Genomic DNA, 17,518 nt, shown 5'->3' with positions numbered 1-17,518 from the left:
CCGCAGCGGCTGGTGGTGAGGTTCAGCCCTTGGCTTCGTCCAGCGGCACATGCATGCGGTCGCGGTGAGCCAGGGTCGGGAACAGTTTGATCCACGTCCCGGTCACCACCAACGTGCCGATCCCGCCCATGACCACGGCGGGCACGGTGCCGAACCAGTGGGCGGTGATCCCGGATTCGAACTCGCCCAGTTGATTCGACGCGCCGATAAACAGGCCGTTGACCGCACTGACCCGCCCGCGCATGTCGTCCGGGGTTTCCAATTGCACGAAGGATGCGCGGATCACCATGCTGATCATGTCGGCCGCGCCCAGCACCACCAGCACCGCCAGGGAAAACCAGAACGAGGTGGACAGGCCGAAAGCGATGGTCGCCACCCCGAACACCCCGACGGCGGTAAACATCACACGGCCCACGTGCCGGTCGACCGAGAAGCGCGCCAGCCACAACGACATCAACAGCGCGCCCACCGCCGGCGCCGAACGCAGCAGGCCCAGGCCCCAGGCGCCGGTCAGCAGGATGTCCTTGGCGAACACCGGCAGCAACGCGGTGGCACCGCCGAGCAGCACGGCGAACAGGTCGAGGGAAATCGCTCCGAGGATGTCCGGGCGACTGCGGATAAAGCGAATCCCGGCCAGCAGCGAGTCCATCGTGGCCTTGGCCTTGTTCAGCGGCGTCTGGCGCGCGGGCAGGTTGAGGGTCAGCGTGCAGGCAATGAGGTACAGCACCACGGTCGGGCCATACACCCACACGCTGCCGAACGCATAGAGCAAACCGCCGAGGGCCGGGGCGACGATGGTTGCCAGTTGCTGGGCCGATTGCGACGAGGCCACGGCGCGCGGGAACAGCGTGCTGGGCACGATGCTCGGGAGCAGCGCTTGGGTGGTGGGCATTTCAAAGGAGCGCGCGGCGCCGAGCAGGAAGGCGAGGATAAAGATCATCTCGCGGGTCACATTGCCGGTCAGGCCGCCAATGGCCAGGGACACGGCAATCAGCGCCTGCACGGTCTGACAGATGGCCGCCACCTTGCGCCGATCATAGCGGTCGGCCACATGCCCGGTGTGCAGCATGAACAGCACGCGGGGAACGAATTCCACCAGGCCGACCAGGCCGAGGTCCAGCACGTTGCCGGTCAGTTGATAGAGGTTCCAGCCGATGGCCACGGTGAGCATTTGGAAGCCGCTGGCGGTGAAGATCCGCGCCAGCCAGAACGCGATGAAAGGGCGGTGGTGACGCAACAGCAACGCGGGTTCATTGGGCATCGGGAGTTCGGGCCAGCGCGGTAGGGAAGCCCGAGATTAGCATCAAGCTGTAACAAACAGTTGCAGAAACTGCGCTGAGGCAAGCTGTCACGCGGCAAAAGACCACACAAGCCAATTACCAAAATGGGACTACTCTTTTGACTGTGATTGATCCAGATCAAAGCTATTTCAGGATTTGTTCTGGCGGCCGCAAGGCCTGACTCCCTACGTGGTTGGTAAAAAAAGAAACGAATTGAAATTCGCCACACTCCATATCCGTGGGGGCAGTGGATGCGGCCTCCAGCCAGCATTCGGTATTACCTGACAGAGGAAGACTTATGTTCGGTTTGGAGGCGCTAGATCTCGCCCGAATTCAGTTCGCGTTTACTATCTCGTTCCACATTCTGTTCCCGGCGATTACCATCGGCCTGGCGAGTTACCTTGCGGTGCTGGAAGGCTTGTGGCTCAAGACCCATAACGATACCTACCGTGACCTCTACCATTTCTGGTCGAAGGTCTTTGCCGTCAACTTCGGCATGGGTGTGGTCTCCGGCTTGGTCATGGCGTACCAGTTCGGCACCAACTGGAGCCGCTTCTCGGACTTCGCCGGCTCCGTCACCGGGCCGCTGCTGACGTATGAAGTACTCACGGCCTTCTTCCTCGAGGCCGGTTTCCTCGGCGTGATGCTGTTCGGCTGGAACAAGGTGGGGCGCAAGCTGCACTTCTTCGCGACCGTGATGGTGGCCGTCGGCACGCTGATTTCGACCTTCTGGATTCTCGCCTCCAACAGTTGGATGCAGACTCCCCAGGGCTTTGAAATCATTGACGGCCGCGTGATCCCTACGGACTGGCTGGCCGTGATCTTCAACCCCTCGTTCCCCTACCGCCTGATGCACATGGCCACGGCGGCGTTTGTGGCGACGGCGTTCTTCGTCGGTTCTTCGGCGGCCTGGCATTTGCTGCGCGGCAAGGACAACCCGGCGATCCGCAAGATGCTGTCGATGGCCATGTGGATGGCCCTGATCGTCGCGCCTATCCAGGCAGTGATCGGTGACTTCCACGGCCTCAACACCCTGCAGCACCAGCCGGCGAAAATCGCCGCGATCGAAGGCCACTGGGAAAACATCGGCAACGAGCCGACGCCGCTGATCCTGTTCGGCTGGCCCGACATGAAGGCGGAAAAAACCAAGTACGCGGTGGAAATTCCCTACCTCGGCAGCCTGATCCTGACCCACTCCCTGGACAAACAGGTACCGGCGCTCAAGGAGTTCCCGCCTGAGGACCGCCCCAACTCGACCATCGTGTTCTGGTCGTTCCGGGTCATGGTCGGCCTGGGGTTCCTGATGATCTTCACCGGCCTGTTCAGCCTTTGGCTGCGTCGGGGCGGCAAGATGTATACGTCCCGGCCGTTCCTGTACCTGGCGTTGTGGATGGGCCCGTCCGGCTTGATCGCGATTCTCGCCGGTTGGTTCACCACCGAGATCGGCCGCCAGCCGTGGGTGGTCTACGGGCTGATGCGGACTGCGGATGCGTCCTCCGGGCATAGCCTGGCGCAGATGAGCATCACCCTGGTGCTGTTCGTGGTGGTGTACTTCGCGCTGTTCGGCGCCGGTTTGGGCTACATGATGCGCCTGGTGCGCAAAGGCCCGGTGGCCCACGACGGCATCGAGCCAACCCACGGTGGCCCAGGCCAGAAACGCACACCGGCGCGGCCGTTGTCGGCGGCCGATGACGGCAGCGATGACGATCACGTCGACCTCCAGCATAAGGGGCATTGAGATGGGTATTGATCTTCCGCTGATCTGGGCCGTGATCATCATCTTCGGCATCATGATGTACGTGGTCATGGACGGTTTCGACCTGGGCATCGGCATCCTCTTTCCGTTCATCCCCGGCAAGACCGACCGTGACGTAATGATGAACACCGTCGCCCCGGTCTGGGACGGTAACGAAACCTGGCTGGTACTGGGCGGCGCGGCATTGTTCGGCGCGTTCCCGCTGGCCTATTCGGTGGTGCTGTCGGCGTTGTACCTGCCGCTGATGCTGATGCTCATCGGGCTGATCTTTCGCGGCGTGGCCTTTGAATTCCGCTTCAAGGCCAAGGACCACAAGCGTCACCTGTGGGACAAGGCGTTCATCGGCGGGTCGCTGGCGGCCACGTTCTTCCAGGGCGTCGCGTTGGGTGCGTTCATCGACGGCATCCCGGTGGTCGATCGCCAGTTTGCCGGTGGCTCACTGGATTGGGCGACGCCGTTCACGATGTTCTGCGGCGTGGCGCTGATCGTGGCCTACGCGTTGCTCGGTTGCACCTGGCTGATCATGAAGACCGAAGGCAAGTTGCAAGAGCAGATGCACAACCTGGCGCGGCCATTGGCCTTCGTGGTGCTGGCGGTGATCGGTATCGTGAGTATCTGGACACCGCTATCGCACCCGGAAATCGCCTCGCGCTGGTTCACCCTGCCGAACCTGTTCTGGTTCCTGCCGGTGCCGATCCTGGTGCTGGTGACCATGTACGGGCTGATCCGCGCTGTGGCGCGCAACGCGCACTACACGCCGTTCCTGCTGACGCTTGTGCTGATCTTCCTCGGCTACAGCGGCCTGGGGATCAGCCTGTGGCCGAACATCATCCCGCCGTCGGTATCGATCTGGGACGCTGCCGCGCCGCCGCAAAGCCAGGGCTTCATGCTGGTGGGCACGTTGTTCATCATCCCGTTCATCCTGGGCTACACCTTCTGGAGCTACTACGTGTTCCGCGGCAAGGTCACCCATGAAGACGGTTATCACTAGGAGGGTCGTTTCATGTCCGGCAAACCTTCGTTGCACGAGATTGAACAGGCTGAGAAGCAACCGCTGTGGCGGCGCCTTGGTTGGTTGGCGATGATCTGGAGCGGCAGCGTGCTGGCCCTGTTCATCGTGGCCAGCCTGATGCGCCTGTTCATGAGCGCGGCCGGCCTGACCACGCACTGACATCCCATCCCGTTGCCTTGCGGCACGGTTTTTGACCCTGCCCCTCTTTGGAGGGGCGGGGTCTTTTTTTATTTGCGCGCTTTGAGAATGACGAATTTGGGCGTGGCGGCCACTTGCTCGACGCCCCGGAACAGCCGCGCCAACTTGCTGTGATAACCCAGGTGACGGTTGCCGACTATATAAAGGGCGCCGCCGACCACCAACGCTTCGCGCGCCTGCTGGAACATGCGCCAGGCGAGGAAGTCGCCGACCACCTGTTGCTGGTGGAACGGTGGATTGCACAGCACCACATCCAACGATTGCGGTGCCTGCCCGGCCAGGCCATCGTCGGCGCGGACGATGACCTCGCGATCACCCAGGGCCGCTTGCCAGTTCTCGGCGGCCGATTGCACGGCCATGTAGGACTCGTCCACCAAGGTGTAATGCGCGTCCGGGTTCTGCAGGGCGCTGGCAATCGCCAGTACGCCATTGCCGCAACCCAGGTCGGCGACTCGCGCACTGCCAAGGCCCGTGGGCAAGTGTGGCAGGAAGGCGCGGGTGCCGATGTCCAGGCTTTCGCGGCAGAACACGTTGGCGTGGTTGAGCAGGGCGATGGCTGGAGTGTCCAAGGCGTAACGGGTGGGGTAGGGCGAGACGGCGGCCGGGCGCTCCCCAACGGTGGCGATCAACAGCCGCGCCTTTTTGAGCGCGAGGGACGCGTGCATCGGCCCGATGTACTGCTCCAGCAATTCACCGGCGGCCCGTGGCAGATGCTTGACCATCGCTGCGGCGATAACTTCAGCGCCCGGCGCCAGTTGGCCCTGCAGGCGGATCAACTGTTCTTCGAGCAGCGCCAGGGTTTTCGGCACGCGGATCAGCACCCGGTCGAATGGCCCGACAGGCACTTGGCTGGCGGGGATGAACGACACCGCATCGAACGCCTTGCCGTTGCGCAGCAGGTTTTTTTCCAGGCCTTGGGCGGCGAGAAACGAGTCGCCGCTGGATGTCACCTGCACATGGCCCTCAAGGCTGGCGGCCAATGCGCCAAAGCTATCGTTAAGCACCAGCACGCGAGTTGCGGCGTTCGGTTGCTGTTCGGCCAGGTAGCTGAGCAGATACTCGTCGGCGGCGTCGAAGGCCTGCAGCGGATCATTGTGCTGCTCGGGTTGGCGGATCAGATCGAGCTGGGCGAACGGGCTTTCGAGCAGGGGCATGGCGGGGGAGGCTCTGGGTAATCGATGGGTGTTCGGCAGGCGCTGTGGCGGCCGGCGGAACCGTCTGAGTGAACTGCGAGGCGGCACCGAGGGGCTGCGTCAACACTCAGAGTTGGCCGTAAATGTTACTTTTTTTTTGGAGTGATTACATGCGGTGTTTCAAAGCGGGTTAAAACAAGCCTGCTTTCGAGGCACAGAGCACCGCAGCGATTTTGTTATTGACGCCCATTTTGGTGAAGATGCTTTTGAGATGAAAACCAATGGTGCGTTCCGACAGGCACAGTATGGCGGCGATATCGGCAGCCGTTTTGCCCAGGGCTGACCATTTGAGGATTTCTGTCTCCCGTGGTGTCAATTTGCAGGCCGAAGGCGCGTTGGGCTTGTCGGCATATTTCTGTGCGACCACCGCATGCATCGCATGACAGAGCCACAATACCTGGCCGGCCTTTTCGTACAGCTCTTCCGGGCTGACCTCGCCCTTGCTGCGTCCCAGGGTCAGCATGCTGAACACGCCCTGGAAATCGTGGACCGCCTGGGTCCACCCCAGATGCACGCCAGAGGACCGGGCCAGTTCCCACAAATTCGGCGCGGCGCCGAACACTTTTTCCTCCCAGACGATCGGTAATACGCAACGTTTGCAGTGGGTGACAACCGGGTCTACGTCGAAAAAGTGGGCCTGGTCGTACAGGGAGTTCCATTCATTTGGGTAGTTGTTGAGGCAAATCGGTTTGCATGGGTGTGTGGGTCGTTGTGAACTCATCGTGAAGGAACAGAATTGGAAGCCAAGCTCGTAGGTTTTGTTGATTACCATTTCAAATACACTGGTGATCTTGTCCTCGCCTTCCAGTTTAGGGAGTCGTGTATTGCGCCAGTTGACCATCGGAAAATCTCCATGGAGTTCTTTGTGACTTGGGTACGTCCTGGCCCCCAATGTTGCACGCAAATTAGTGTAGGACATGGACTACACTTGCAGCGGAAATTTTCGTTCTTGTTCGTCGTGTTCTAAGACTCTTTAAGCAGGTGTGCAACTTCCGTCCGCAACTTTTTGCGAAGTTTTGCCCTTTTTTAGTGGGTTTTAGCGTCTGTAGTGCGTCACTGACAATCGCACTATGGGGCGATGTTGTGATGTGTCTTGGACTAATAGCCAAATGTTTAGCAGTGCAATTAAATAGCCATCAACTTGTGGGGTTTTTGCTCTATTCACAATGCCACTACCGACTACGGGTGTTTCCGCACGTGACTTTGGGGGACACTAGGGCACCTGTAGAACGGAGCTCCCCATGACGGCCAGTGCTGAGAAATTTACCCGCCAGACCCTGCTCGACGTGCAATCGCTGACCCCCAGCCTCTTCACCCTGCGCACCACCCGTGACCCGGGCTTTCGGTTCACCGCCGGCCAGTTCGTGCGCCTGGGGGTGACCAAGGCCGATGGCAGCACGGTATGGCGCGCGTACTCCGTGGTGTCGTCGCCGTTTGATGAGTACCTGGATTTTTTCTCGATCGTGGTGCCCGGTGGCGAGTTCACCAGCGAGCTGAGCCGTCTGCGCGTCGGCGATACGTTGATGGTCGAGCGTCAGGCCACAGGCTTCCTGACCCTGAACCGGTTTGTCGATGGTCGTGACTTATGGTTGCTGGGCACCGGCACCGGAGTGGCGCCGTTCCTGTCGATCCTGCAGGACTTCGAGGTCTGGGAAAAATTCGAGCGCATCATCCTCGTGTACAGCGCCCGGGAAGCCAGGGAGCTGGCCTATCAGTCGCTGATCCAGGGGCTGGCGCAGCGTGAGTACCTGGCCGAGTACGCCCACAAGCTGACCTATCTGCCGCTGGTCACCCGCGAGCAGCACCCCGGTGCGCTGCACGGGCGCATTACCACCCTGATCGCGAATGGCGAGCTGGAGCGCGCAGCCGGCGTCGCGCTGACCCCAGCGCATTCGCGCGTGATGATTTGCGGCAACCCGCAAATGATCGACGACACCCGTCAGTTGCTCAAACAACGCGATATGCAATTGAGCCTGTCCCGGCGCCCCGGCCAGGTGGCGGTGGAGAACTACTGGTAACAAAAAAGGCGCCCCTGGAGGCGCCTTCGTTCAAACCGATACGGCTTATTGCGGTTTGTCGTTCTGTGCCTTGAGCAGATCGCGGATCTCACCCAGCAACACTTCTTCCTTGCTCGGCGTCGGCGGCAGGCTGGGGGCCACGGCTTCTTCGCGTTTCAGGCGGTTGATGGCCTTCACCCCCATGAAGATCGCAAACGCGACGATCAGGAAGTCGATCACGCTCTGGATGAACTTGCCGTAGGCCAGCACGACCGCCGGGACATCGCCCTGCGCAGCCTTGAGCGTCACCGCCAGATCAGCGAAGTCCACACCGCCGATCAACAGACCGATCGGTGGCATCACCACGTCGCCTACAAACGAGGAAACAATTTTGCCGAAGGCGGCGCCGATGATAATCCCGACGGCCATGTCGACCACATTACCTTTGACCGCGAAGGCCTTGAACTCACTGATCACGCCCATAGGTTATTCCTTGTTACAGATGAGAAGGGTGGAAGTCAGTGTAAGTCAGTCGTAGCGGGCTTGCCTGACACAACTGTTAACACTGTCGGTTTTTATCGACACATTAAATCGCAAATAGTTTGCAAAGTGCCATCAATCGCGCGCGAAATACCCGCGACTTCAGTGAGTTACCAGATTATTTTCTCAATCGACCCGTTGGGGTTTTTCTATTTATCTTCTGACTCGCGGGTCACTAGCCTCTGGCAAGCACAACTGAATGTGCATTAAAAAAACCAGAGGAAACCCCGATGAACAACCCAATGAGCCGCGCGCCCGTTCTGGCGCGACATGCGCTGGTGCTGGCAACCGTCAGCCTGCTTTCGCTGTCTGTGCAGGCCGCCAACCTGACCCGTGACAATGGTGCCGCCGTCGGCGACAACCAGAACTCGCAAACCGCGGGCGCCAACGGCCCGGTGCTGCTGCAAGACGTGCAACTGATTCAGAAGCTGCAACGCTTCGACCGCGAACGCATCCCCGAGCGCGTGGTACATGCCCGTGGCACCGGCGCTCACGGCACGTTTACCGTCACCGATAACCTCAGCGACCTGACCAAGGCCAAAGTTTTCGCCGCCGGTGAGGCAACCCCGGTATTCGTGCGGTTCTCGGCGGTGGTACACGGCAATCACTCCCCGGAAACCCTGCGCGACCCTCGCGGCTTCGCCACCAAGTTTTACACCGCCGACGGCAACTGGGACCTGGTCGGCAACAACTTCCCGACGTTCTTTATCCGAGACGCCATCAAGTTCCCGGACATGGTCCACGCCTTCAAACCCGACCCGCGCACTAACCTGGATGATGACTCGCGTCGTTTCGACTTCTTCTCCCATGTTCCCGAAGCCACCCGCACCCTGACCGAGCTGTACTCCGACTCCGGCACGCCGGCCAGTTACCGCGAAATGGACGGCAACGGCGTACATGCCTACAAGTTGATCAACGCCAAGGGCGAAGTGCATTACGTCAAGTTCCACTGGAAGAGCCTGCAAGGCATCAAGAATCTTGATCCCAAGCAAGTCACTGAGGTGCAGGGCCGTGACTACAGCCATATGACGAATGACTTGGTCACCCATATCAACAAGGGCGACTTCCCCAAGTGGGACTTGTACGTGCAGGTGCTCAAACCTGAGGAACTGGCCAAGTTCGATTTCGACCCGCTGGACGCCACCAAGATCTGGCCCGGCATACCCGAGCGCAAAGTCGGGCAGATGGTGTTGAACCGCAACCCGGCCAATGTCTTCCAGGAAACCGAGCAAGTGGCCATGGCCCCGGCCAATCTGGTGCCGGGCATCGAGCCGTCGGAAGACCGCCTGCTGCAAGGCCGAGTGTTCTCCTATGCCGACACGCAGATGTACCGCCTGGGCGCCAACGCCCTGCAACTGCCGATCAACGCGCCACGGGTTACCGTCAACAACGGCAACCAGGACGGCGCGATGAATTCCGCCAAGACCAGCACCGGCGTGAACTACCAGCCAAGCCGCCTGCTGCCACGGGAAGAGCCGCAAACCGCGCGCTACAGCCAGTCGCCGCTGGCGGGCAGTACCCAGCAGGCGAAGATCCAGCGTGAGCAGAACTTCAAGCAGGCCGGTGATCTGTATCGCTCCTACAGCAAGAAAGAACGTCAGGACTTGATCGACAACTTCGGCGGCTCCCTGGCCACCACCGACGACGAGAGCAAGCACATCATCCTGTCCTTCCTCTATAAAGCCGACCCGGAATACGGCGCCGGCGTGACCAAGGTCGCCAAAGGTGACCTGGCCCGCGTGAAAGCGCTGGCACAAAAACTCACCGACTAACCCCACCCCCCCCTGTAGGAGCGAGCTTGCTCGCGAAGATCTGCCAGGCAACGCGTGCATCCAGGATGCACGCGTCATCGTTGACGTTTTTCGCGAGCAAGCTCGCTCCTACAAGGGCTTTGTAGAGGAGTTGAATCAATGCGTACCTTCATCGGCGCGCTGCTGGCCTGCTGGTCGCTGAGCGGGGTTGCCGGGCAGCCTGCGCCCAATGACGCAGCGGCGCTCAAGGCGCAATTGCAAGGCTACTATTTCGATGCCGCACGTCGCGGCGACCTGCCCATGCTCGATACCTTCATCGACGCCGGCTTCCCCCTCAATACCCAGGACGACAAGGGCTACACCGCACTGATCCTCGCCGCCTACCACGGCGAAAGCGCCTACGTTGAACGTCTGCTCGCCGCCGGCGCCGATGCCTGTGTGCAGGACAAGCGCGGCAACACCGCGCTGATGGGCGCGATTTTCAAGGGCGAGCTGAAGATTGCCCAGCGCCTGCTGGCCACCGACTGCAACCCCGACCAGCGCAACGGCGCCGGGCAGACCGCCGCCATGTACGCCGGGCTGTTCAAGCGTCTCGAACTGCTCGACGAATTGAAGGCCAAAGGCGCCGACCTGAATGCCGAAGACCCGATCGGCAACAGTGCTTCACGATTGGCCAGCGGTGAAATCCGGACCCCGGCGCCGCGCTGAGCTATCATCGCGGTTTTTCGGTTGGAGGTTCTCAAATGGCAAAGGCCAAGCGCATGTACGGCTGCACCGAGTGCGGCGCGACCTTTCCCAAGTGGGCCGGCCAGTGTACCGAGTGCGGGGCGTGGAACACCCTCACCGAAACCATGATCGAAAGCGGCGGCGCCGCGGCCCCCAGCGGCCGTGCCGGCTGGACCGGGCAACAGGCGCAGATCAAGACCCTGGCCGAAGTCAGCGTCGAGGAAGTCCCGCGTTTCTCCACCGCGTCCGGTGAGCTCGACCGCGTGCTGGGCGGTGGCCTGGTGGACGGTTCGGTGGTTCTGATCGGCGGCGACCCCGGTATCGGCAAGTCGACCATCCTGTTGCAAACCCTGTGCAGCATCGCCAGCCGCATGCCGGCGTTGTACGTCACCGGCGAAGAATCCCAGCAACAAGTGGCCATGCGCGCACGCCGCCTGGGCTTGCCCCAGGACCAACTGCGGGTGATGACCGAAACCTGCATCGAAAGCATCATCGCCACTGCGCGGATCGAAAAGCCCAAGGTCATGGTGATCGACTCGATCCAGACGATTTTCACCGAACAACTGCAATCGGCCCCGGGCGGCGTGTCCCAGGTGCGTGAGAGCGCGGCGCTGCTGGTGCGCTATGCCAAGCAGAGCGGCACGGCGATTTTCCTGGTCGGTCACGTGACCAAGGAAGGCGCGCTGGCCGGGCCACGGGTGTTGGAGCACATGGTCGACACCGTGCTGTATTTCGAAGGCGAGTCCGATGGCCGTTTGCGTTTGCTGCGCGCCGTGAAGAACCGCTTCGGTGCGGTGAACGAGCTGGGCGTATTCGCCATGACCGACCGCGGGCTGAAAGAAGTCTCCAACCCCTCGGCGATTTTTCTGACCCGTGCCCAGGAAGAAGTCCCCGGTAGTGTGGTGATGGCAACGTGGGAAGGCACCCGGCCGATGCTGGTGGAAGTGCAGGCGCTGGTGGACGACAGCCATTTGGCCAACCCGCGTCGAGTGACCCTGGGCCTGGACCAGAACCGCCTGGCGATGCTGCTCGCGGTACTCCACCGGCACGGCGGCATCCCGACCCATGACCAGGACGTGTTCCTTAACGTGGTGGGCGGGGTCAAGGTGCTGGAGACCGCGTCCGACCTGGCGTTGATGGCGGCGGTGATGTCCAGCCTGCGCAACCGGCCGCTGCCCCACGACCTGTTGGTGTTTGGCGAAGTCGGCCTGTCGGGCGAAGTGCGCCCGGTGCCCAGCGGTCAGGAGCGTTTGAAGGAAGCGGCCAAACACGGCTTCAAGCGCGCGATCGTGCCCAAGGGCAACGCGCCGAAGGAAGCGCCGCCGGGGTTGCAGGTGATCGCGGTGACGCGGCTGGAGCAGGCGTTGGATGCACTTTTCGAGTAGCCCGCAACACCGCAGTACACATGTGGGAGGGAGCAAGCCCCTTCCCACCGGTGGTCAGTGCTCCAGCAGCGCGCCCAACTGCCGCTCCAGTTCTGCCTGATCCCCCAGGTTCAACTCGATCAAGCGTCGCAAATGGCTGATCGATTCCAGACTGATGTGCTCGCATTCAAACCCCAGGTGACCGCTCTGGTCATGGGTCAGCCTGACCTGCATCTGCACATCGGTATTGGCATCCAGGTGGATATCCACATCGAACGACTCGGTGCCGATGCTGTGCCAGGGCGTCGGTTTCTGCACCAACAAGCCCTTCAGCGATAAGTCCACCAGTTGCACCGACCATTTCCGACCGTTCTGCCGGAGTTCAGTCTTGGCATCAAAGGCAATCCGGCGAAAACGACGGCGGTCAGACGCATGTTCGGTCATGGTGAAACCCTCTGTGGATGAAGGGATTGTAGCCCTACGCCATTATTGAGGCGTTATTTCTGCTTTTTTTGCCATGGGAAGGCTCTAGACCAATGTAGGGGGCTGGCCTTTAAGGCCAGTAGCGCTAAACTCGAGCTGGTTGTCCTTTCTGTCCACCCTGGCTGGAATACAAAAAATGAAAAATAATAATAGCCTGCTACGCCACTTACCCTGGCTGGTACTGGCCATAGTAGGTGCGTGCGCCCTGGGCGTAGTGGCCCTGCGCCGCGGCGAGGCGATCAATGCCTTGTGGATCGTCGTCGCAGCAGTGGCGATCTATCTGGTCGCCTATCGCTACTACAGTCTGTTCATCGCCAATAACGTGATGCAACTCGATCCACGACGGGCCACCCCCGCAGTGGTCAATAACGACGGTCTGGACTTCGTACCGACCAACAAACACATCCTTTTCGGTCACCACTTTGCGGCGATTGCCGGTGCTGGCCCCTTGGTCGGCCCGGTGCTGGCGGCGCAAATGGGTTATCTGCCCGGAACCCTGTGGCTGATCGCCGGTGTGGTACTGGCCGGTGCGGTGCAGGACTTCATGGTGCTGTTCCTGTCTACCCGTCGTAACGGCCGTTCCCTGGGGGATATGGTCCGCGAAGAGATGGGCCGCATTCCCGGGACCATCGCGCTGTTCGGCTGCTTCCTGATCATGATCATCATCCTCGCGGTGCTGGCGCTGATCGTGGTCAAGGCCCTGGCCGAAAGCCCGTGGGGCATCTTCACGGTGATGGCGACCATCCCGATCGCGATGTTCATGGGCATCTACATGCGCTACATCCGCCCGGGCCGCATCGGTGAGATTTCGATCGTCGGCGTGCTGTTGTTGCTCGGTTCGATCTGGCTGGGCGGGCAGATTGCCGCCGACCCGGTCTGGGCCAAGGTCTTCAGTTTCACCGGCATCCAGATCACCTGGATGCTGATCGGCTACGGTTTCGTCGCGGCGGTACTGCCGGTGTGGCTGATCCTGGCCCCGCGTGACTACCTGTCGACCTTCCTCAAAATCGGCACCATCGTCGCCTTGGCCATCGGTATCCTGGTGACCATGCCCGACCTGAAAATGCCGGCGCTGACCCAGTTCATCGATGGCACCGGCCCGGTGTGGAAGGGCGGTCTGTTCCCGTTCCTGTTCATCACCATTGCCTGCGGTGCGGTCTCGGGCTTCCACGCGCTGATCTCTTCGGGCACCACGCCGAAGTTGCTGGCCAGTGAAGGCCACGCCCGGTACATCGGGTATGGCGGCATGTTGATGGAGTCGTTCGTGGCCATCATGGCGATGGTTGCCGCTTCGGTGATCGAGCCGGGTGTGTACTTCGCCATGAACAGCCCGGCGGCGATCGTCGGCTCGGACGTGGTCACCGTCGCTCAAACCGTCAGCAGCTGGGGCTTTGCGATTACGCCTGAGGCGCTGTCGGCCGTTGCCCATGACATCGGCGAAACCACCGTGCTGGCTCGTGCCGGCGGTGCGCCGACGCTCGCGGTGGGTATCGCGCAGATCCTGCACAGTGTGCTGCCGGGTGAAAACACCATGGCGTTCTGGTACCACTTTGCGATCCTGTTCGAAGCGCTGTTCATCCTGACGGCCGTCGACGCCGGTACCCGTGCCGGGCGCTTCATGCTGCAGGACCTGCTGGGTTCCTTCGTGCCGGCGCTCAAGCGCACCGAGTCCTGGACGGCCAACCTGATCGCGACCGCCGGTTGTGTGGCGATGTGGGGTTACCTGTTGTATCAAGGCGTGATCGACCCGCTGGGCGGCATCAACACCTTGTGGCCGCTGTTCGGTATCTCCAACCAGATGCTGGCAGGTATCGCGCTGATGCTGGCGACCGTCGTGCTGATCAAAATGAAGCGCCAACGCTACATCTGGGTGACCATGCTGCCGGCCGTCTGGCTGCTGATCTGCACCACCACGGCGGGCTTCATCAAGCTGTTCGACGCCAACCCGGCGATCGGCTTCCTGTCGCTGGCGAAGAAGTACAGCGATGCGCTGGCCAACGGCCAGATCCTCGCCCCGGCCAAGAGCATCGACCAGATGCAGCATGTGATCTGGAACGCCTACACCAACGCAACGCTGACGGCGCTGTTCCTGTTCGTGGTCTTCAGTATCCTGTTCTATGCGCTCAAAGTCGGCGTCGCCGCCTGGGGCAACAAAGAGCGCACGGATAAAGAAGCCCCGTTCCAGGCCGTACCGGACGCATGATCGAGGATTGCAGCCATGTTCAATGACATCAGTCGCCTCGGTAAATACCTCGGTCAGGCCGCGCGCCTGATGGTCGGCATGCCCGACTACGACACTTACGTCGAGCATATGCAAACCAAACACCCGGACAAGCCGATGATGGACTACAAGACGTTCTTCCGGGAACGCCAGGAAGCCCGTTACGGCGGCAAGGGTGGGCCCAAGTGCTGTTAAGTTGGTAAAACCGCTTTACCTGTAGGAGCGAGCTTGCTCGCGAACAACGCAAGGACACCACGTGCATCCAGATAGCACGGGTTATCGTTGACGTTCTTCGCGAGCAAGCGCGCTCCTACAGTTGTTTTTACCTCCCCATTTTCAGGAGAACTGTCTTTGTCCTCTCCCATTCCCGTCACCGTCCTCAGCGGTTTCCTCGGCGCCGGCAAGACCACGTTGCTGCGTCACCTGCTCAAAGCCGAGCACGGCTTGAAAATCGCCGTGATCGAAAACGAATTCAGCGACGCCGGTATCGACACCCAGCTATTGGGCAACGAGCCCGTGCAAGTCATGACCCTGTCCAACGGCTGCGTGTGCTGCACCATCCACACCGATCTGACCAAAGCCCTGTACCTGCTGCTGGAGCGCCTCGACAGCGGCGAAATCGCCTTCGACCGCCTGGTGATCGAATGCACCGGCCTGGCCGACCCGGCCCCCGTGGCCCAGACCTTTTTCATCGATGAAGAGCTGCGCGAGCGCTACATCCTCGACGGCATCATCACCCTGGTGGACGCGGCCCACGCCGAGCAACACCTGACCCAAACCATCGCCCAGGCACAGATCGGGTTTGCCGACCGCCTGCTGGTGAGCAAGCGCGACCTGGTGGACGACGCTAGCTTCGATGCCCTCAGCCAGCGCCTGACCCGCATCAACCGCCGCGCGCCGATTCGCGTGGTCGACCACGGCGCCATCGACCTGGCCGAGCTGCTCGACGTGCGCGGCTTCAACCTCAACGCCGGCATGAACCTGCGCCCGGTCAGCACCGCGCCGTCCATCGACCGCATCTCCAGCCTGGTGCTGCGCACCGAACAGCCGCTGGATATCGACCGCCTCAGCGAGTTCATGAACGAGTTGTTGGAAGACCACGGCAAGCAACTGCTGCGCTACAAGGGCGTGCTGAACATCGCCGGGGAAGATCGGCGCATGGTGTTCCAGGGCGTGCTGAAGCTCTACGGTTTCGATTGGGATACCGAATGGGCCGAGGGCGAAACGCGGGAGAGTGTGATCGTGTTTATTGCCGATGAGTTGCCGGAAGACAAGATTCGCGAGGGTTTTGCGAAGGTCTATCAAGCCTAACTTGGAAATACGATCAAAAATGTGGGAGGGGGCTTGCCCCCGATAGCTGTGTGTCAGCCATACATGTGTCGACTGACCCACCGCCATCGGGGGCAAGCCCCCTCCCACATTGGCCGATATTCCAAATCCTGATCTGCATAAAAAAGCCCGGCTCAAGAGCCGGGCTTTTTATTCAAGCAACTGCAATCAAGCGCCGTACACCGGCAGCTTTTTGCAGATGGCCTTGACCTTCTCACGGACCGCGTCGATCACGGCGTCGTTGTTCAGGTCAGCCAGGATGTCGCAGATCCAGCCGGCCAGTTCCTTGCACTCTGCTTCCTTGAAGCCACGAGTGGTCACGGCCGGGGTGCCGAAACGCAGGCCCGAGGTGACGAACGGCGAACGTGGGTCGTTCGGCACGGAGTTTTTGTTCACGGTGATGAAGGCTTTGCCGAGGGCGGCGTCAGCATCTTTACCGGAGATGTCCTGCTTGATCAGCGACAGCAGGAACAGGTGGTTTTCAGTCCCGCCGGATACCACGTCAAAACCGCGTGCGATAAACACTTCGGCCATGGCCTTGGCGTTTTTCACCACTTGTTGCTGGTAAGTCTTGAACTCAGGCTGCAGGGCTTCTTTGAAGCAGACCGCTTTGGCGGCGATCACATGTTCCAGCGGGCCGCCTTGGGAGCCTGGGAATACTGCAGAGTTGAGCTTCTTCTCGATCTCGGCGTTGGCGCGCGCCAGGATCAGGCCGCCACGCGGACCGCGCAGGGTCTTGTGGGTGGTGGTGGTGACCACGTCAGCGAACGGCACCGGGTTCGGGTAGACGCCAGCGGCGACCAGACCGGCCACGTGGGCCATGTCGACGAACAGGTACGCGCCCACTTTGTCGGCGATGGCGCGGAAACGTGGGAAGTCGAGGATCTGCGAGTAGGCAGAGAAACCGGCCACGATCATTTTTGGCTTGTGCTCGACCGCCAGGCGCTCGACTTCGTCGTAGTCGATCAGGCCGTTGGCATCGATACCGTATTGAACGGCGTTGTACAGCTTGCCGGAGGACGAAACGCTGGCGCCGTGGGTCAGGTGACCGCCGTGGGCCAGGCTCATGCCCAGGATGGTGTCGCCGCCTTGCAGCAGGGCCAGGTACACGGCGCTGTTGGCTTGGGAGCCGGCGTGTGGCTGGACGTTGGCGTAATCGGCGCCGAACAGTTGCTTGGCGCGGTCGATGGCCAGTTGCTCGACCACGTCGACGTATTCGCAGCCGCCGTAGTAGCGCTTGCCTGGGTAGCCTTCGGCGTACTTGTTGGTCAGAACCGAACCTTGAGCCTCCATTACCGCAGGGCTGGTGTAGTTTTCCGAAGCGATCAGCTCAATGTGCTCTTCCTGGCGCACGGCTTCTTGCTCCATGGCGGCGAAGAGATCGGCGTCGTACTTGGCAATGGTCAAATCACGGCTGAACATGGCGGTCCTCAAGGATCGGGGGGCAGAAAAGGAAGGCATTCTAACCTAATGGGTTTTAGATGGCATATGAAAGGACGTCATGTCGCGGACAAGTGGTGTTCATCTGGCGGGGGGGGGGGGACTGTGCCGCCGCCATCGGGAGCAAGCGCCCTCCCACATTTGAATGTATTCACAAATCGAAGTGTGGGAGGGGCGGTGCGACGATTCGACTTGCTCCCGATGGGGCCGCCGGCTTCACCACAAACT

The 17,518-nt window shown here is 61.0% G+C and carries 16 protein-coding genes; 10 read left to right on the top strand and 6 right to left on the bottom strand.

What is annotated here, in order from left to right; translation table 11 throughout:
* Positions 1-22: 22 nt before the first annotated feature.
* A complete protein-coding gene (locus MOQ67_RS27500; RefSeq protein ID WP_017848282.1) occupies positions 23-1,261 on the bottom strand; it encodes an MFS transporter in 1,239 nt (412 codons plus the stop codon).
* Positions 1,262-1,578: 317 nt separating this feature from the next.
* Here MOQ67_RS27500 and MOQ67_RS27495 point away from each other — a divergent pair, with 317 nt between their 5' ends.
* The 3 genes from MOQ67_RS27495 to MOQ67_RS27485 are packed head-to-tail and all read left to right on the top strand — an operon-like array spanning position 1,579 to position 4,207.
* Complete coding sequence (locus MOQ67_RS27495; protein ID WP_017848281.1) at positions 1,579-3,018, top strand: cytochrome ubiquinol oxidase subunit I; 1,440 nt, start codon at positions 1,579-1,581, stop codon at positions 3,016-3,018.
* Between the two features lies 1 nt (position 3,019).
* The gene (gene cydB, locus MOQ67_RS27490) at positions 3,020-4,027 is read left to right on the top strand and encodes a cytochrome d ubiquinol oxidase subunit II (protein WP_017848280.1); all 1,008 of its coding nucleotides are present in this window, start codon (positions 3,020-3,022) and stop codon (positions 4,025-4,027) included.
* Between the two features lie 12 nt (positions 4,028-4,039).
* Entirely contained in the window at positions 4,040-4,207 is a 168-nt protein-coding gene (locus MOQ67_RS27485; protein WP_017848279.1) for a DUF2474 domain-containing protein, read from the top strand.
* Positions 4,208-4,275: 68 nt separating this feature from the next.
* On the opposite strand, the gene MOQ67_RS27480 is transcribed toward MOQ67_RS27485, so the two are convergent.
* Both MOQ67_RS27480 and MOQ67_RS27475 read right to left on the bottom strand, forming a co-directional pair.
* Entirely contained in the window at positions 4,276-5,400 is a 1,125-nt protein-coding gene (locus MOQ67_RS27480) for a methyltransferase (protein ID WP_046482168.1), read from the bottom strand.
* A 169-nt stretch (positions 5,401-5,569) separates the two neighbouring features.
* Complete coding sequence (locus MOQ67_RS27475) at positions 5,570-6,280, bottom strand: helix-turn-helix transcriptional regulator (protein ID WP_046381979.1); 711 nt, start codon at positions 6,278-6,280, stop codon at positions 5,570-5,572.
* A 400-nt stretch (positions 6,281-6,680) separates the two neighbouring features.
* On the opposite strand from MOQ67_RS27475, the gene MOQ67_RS27470 reads away from it, so the two are divergent.
* The gene (locus MOQ67_RS27470) at positions 6,681-7,457 is read left to right on the top strand and encodes a ferredoxin--NADP reductase (RefSeq protein ID WP_198717312.1); all 777 of its coding nucleotides are present in this window, start codon (positions 6,681-6,683) and stop codon (positions 7,455-7,457) included.
* A gap of 45 nt (positions 7,458-7,502) precedes the next feature.
* On the opposite strand, the gene mscL is transcribed toward MOQ67_RS27470, so the two are convergent.
* A complete protein-coding gene (mscL, locus tag MOQ67_RS27465) occupies positions 7,503-7,919 on the bottom strand; it encodes a large-conductance mechanosensitive channel protein MscL (protein ID WP_017848275.1) in 417 nt (138 codons plus the stop codon).
* A gap of 287 nt (positions 7,920-8,206) precedes the next feature.
* Here mscL and katB point away from each other — a divergent pair, with 287 nt between their 5' ends.
* The 3 genes from katB (at position 8,207) to radA (ending at position 11,838) form a co-directional block, all read left to right on the top strand.
* Entirely contained in the window at positions 8,207-9,748 is a 1,542-nt protein-coding gene (gene katB / locus MOQ67_RS27460) for a catalase KatB (protein WP_126588656.1), read from the top strand.
* A 138-nt stretch (positions 9,749-9,886) separates the two neighbouring features.
* On the top strand, positions 9,887-10,435 hold the full coding sequence (locus MOQ67_RS27455; RefSeq protein ID WP_046381982.1) for an ankyrin repeat domain-containing protein: 549 nt from the start codon (positions 9,887-9,889) through the stop codon (positions 10,433-10,435).
* 35 nt (positions 10,436-10,470) lie between these two features.
* Positions 10,471-11,838 (top strand): DNA repair protein RadA, encoded by a 1,368-nt coding sequence (gene radA, locus MOQ67_RS27450; protein ID WP_017848272.1) that lies wholly within the window; start codon positions 10,471-10,473, stop codon positions 11,836-11,838.
* A gap of 54 nt (positions 11,839-11,892) precedes the next feature.
* Here radA and MOQ67_RS27445 read toward each other — a convergent pair whose 3' ends face one another.
* Entirely contained in the window at positions 11,893-12,261 is a 369-nt protein-coding gene (locus MOQ67_RS27445; protein WP_126588655.1) for a PilZ domain-containing protein, read from the bottom strand.
* A gap of 175 nt (positions 12,262-12,436) precedes the next feature.
* On the opposite strand from MOQ67_RS27445, the gene MOQ67_RS27440 reads away from it, so the two are divergent.
* The 3 genes from MOQ67_RS27440 to yjiA all read left to right on the top strand — a co-directional run bounded on the left by MOQ67_RS27440 (position 12,437) and on the right by yjiA (position 15,832).
* Positions 12,437-14,503: a carbon starvation CstA family protein gene (locus tag MOQ67_RS27440; RefSeq protein WP_017848270.1), complete on the top strand. Its 2,067-nt coding sequence runs from the start codon at positions 12,437-12,439 to the stop codon at positions 14,501-14,503.
* 15 nt (positions 14,504-14,518) lie between these two features.
* Positions 14,519-14,716, top strand: coding sequence for a YbdD/YjiX family protein (locus tag MOQ67_RS27435; protein WP_017737420.1), 198 nt, complete (start codon positions 14,519-14,521; stop codon positions 14,714-14,716).
* A 156-nt stretch (positions 14,717-14,872) separates the two neighbouring features.
* A complete protein-coding gene (gene yjiA, locus MOQ67_RS27430; protein WP_198717311.1) occupies positions 14,873-15,832 on the top strand; it encodes a GTPase in 960 nt (319 codons plus the stop codon).
* Between the two features lie 186 nt (positions 15,833-16,018).
* Here the strand turns inward: yjiA and glyA are convergent, their stop codons facing one another.
* Positions 16,019-17,272, bottom strand: coding sequence for a serine hydroxymethyltransferase (gene glyA, locus MOQ67_RS27425; protein WP_017848268.1), 1,254 nt, complete (start codon positions 17,270-17,272; stop codon positions 16,019-16,021).
* Between the last annotated feature and the right edge of the window lie 246 nt (positions 17,273-17,518).

The sequence above is a fragment of the Pseudomonas sp. LY-1 genome (assembly GCF_053502595.1).
The sequence above is the reverse complement of the archived record's forward strand: the minus strand, read 5'-3'. Positions and strand labels throughout refer to the sequence as shown.

Coding starts and splice junctions, on each gene's coding strand:
- MOQ67_RS27500 (WP_017848282.1), bottom strand. CDS start 1,261: ATGCCCAATGAACCCGCGTTGCTGTTGCGTCACCACCGCCCTTTCATC.
- MOQ67_RS27495 (WP_017848281.1), top strand. CDS start 1,579: ATGTTCGGTTTGGAGGCGCTAGATCTCGCCCGAATTCAGTTCGCGTTT.
- cydB (WP_017848280.1), top strand. CDS start 3,020: ATGGGTATTGATCTTCCGCTGATCTGGGCCGTGATCATCATCTTCGGC.
- MOQ67_RS27485 (WP_017848279.1), top strand. CDS start 4,040: ATGTCCGGCAAACCTTCGTTGCACGAGATTGAACAGGCTGAGAAGCAA.
- MOQ67_RS27480 (WP_046482168.1), bottom strand. CDS start 5,400: ATGCCCCTGCTCGAAAGCCCGTTCGCCCAGCTCGATCTGATCCGCCAA.
- MOQ67_RS27475 (WP_046381979.1), bottom strand. CDS start 6,280: ATGGTCAACTGGCGCAATACACGACTCCCTAAACTGGAAGGCGAGGAC.
- MOQ67_RS27470 (WP_198717312.1), top strand. CDS start 6,681: ATGACGGCCAGTGCTGAGAAATTTACCCGCCAGACCCTGCTCGACGTG.
- mscL (WP_017848275.1), bottom strand. CDS start 7,919: ATGGGCGTGATCAGTGAGTTCAAGGCCTTCGCGGTCAAAGGTAATGTG.
- katB (WP_126588656.1), top strand. CDS start 8,207: ATGAACAACCCAATGAGCCGCGCGCCCGTTCTGGCGCGACATGCGCTG.
- MOQ67_RS27455 (WP_046381982.1), top strand. CDS start 9,887: ATGCGTACCTTCATCGGCGCGCTGCTGGCCTGCTGGTCGCTGAGCGGG.
- radA (WP_017848272.1), top strand. CDS start 10,471: ATGGCAAAGGCCAAGCGCATGTACGGCTGCACCGAGTGCGGCGCGACC.
- MOQ67_RS27445 (WP_126588655.1), bottom strand. CDS start 12,261: ATGACCGAACATGCGTCTGACCGCCGTCGTTTTCGCCGGATTGCCTTT.
- MOQ67_RS27440 (WP_017848270.1), top strand. CDS start 12,437: ATGAAAAATAATAATAGCCTGCTACGCCACTTACCCTGGCTGGTACTG.
- MOQ67_RS27435 (WP_017737420.1), top strand. CDS start 14,519: ATGTTCAATGACATCAGTCGCCTCGGTAAATACCTCGGTCAGGCCGCG.
- glyA (WP_017848268.1), bottom strand. CDS start 17,272: ATGTTCAGCCGTGATTTGACCATTGCCAAGTACGACGCCGATCTCTTC.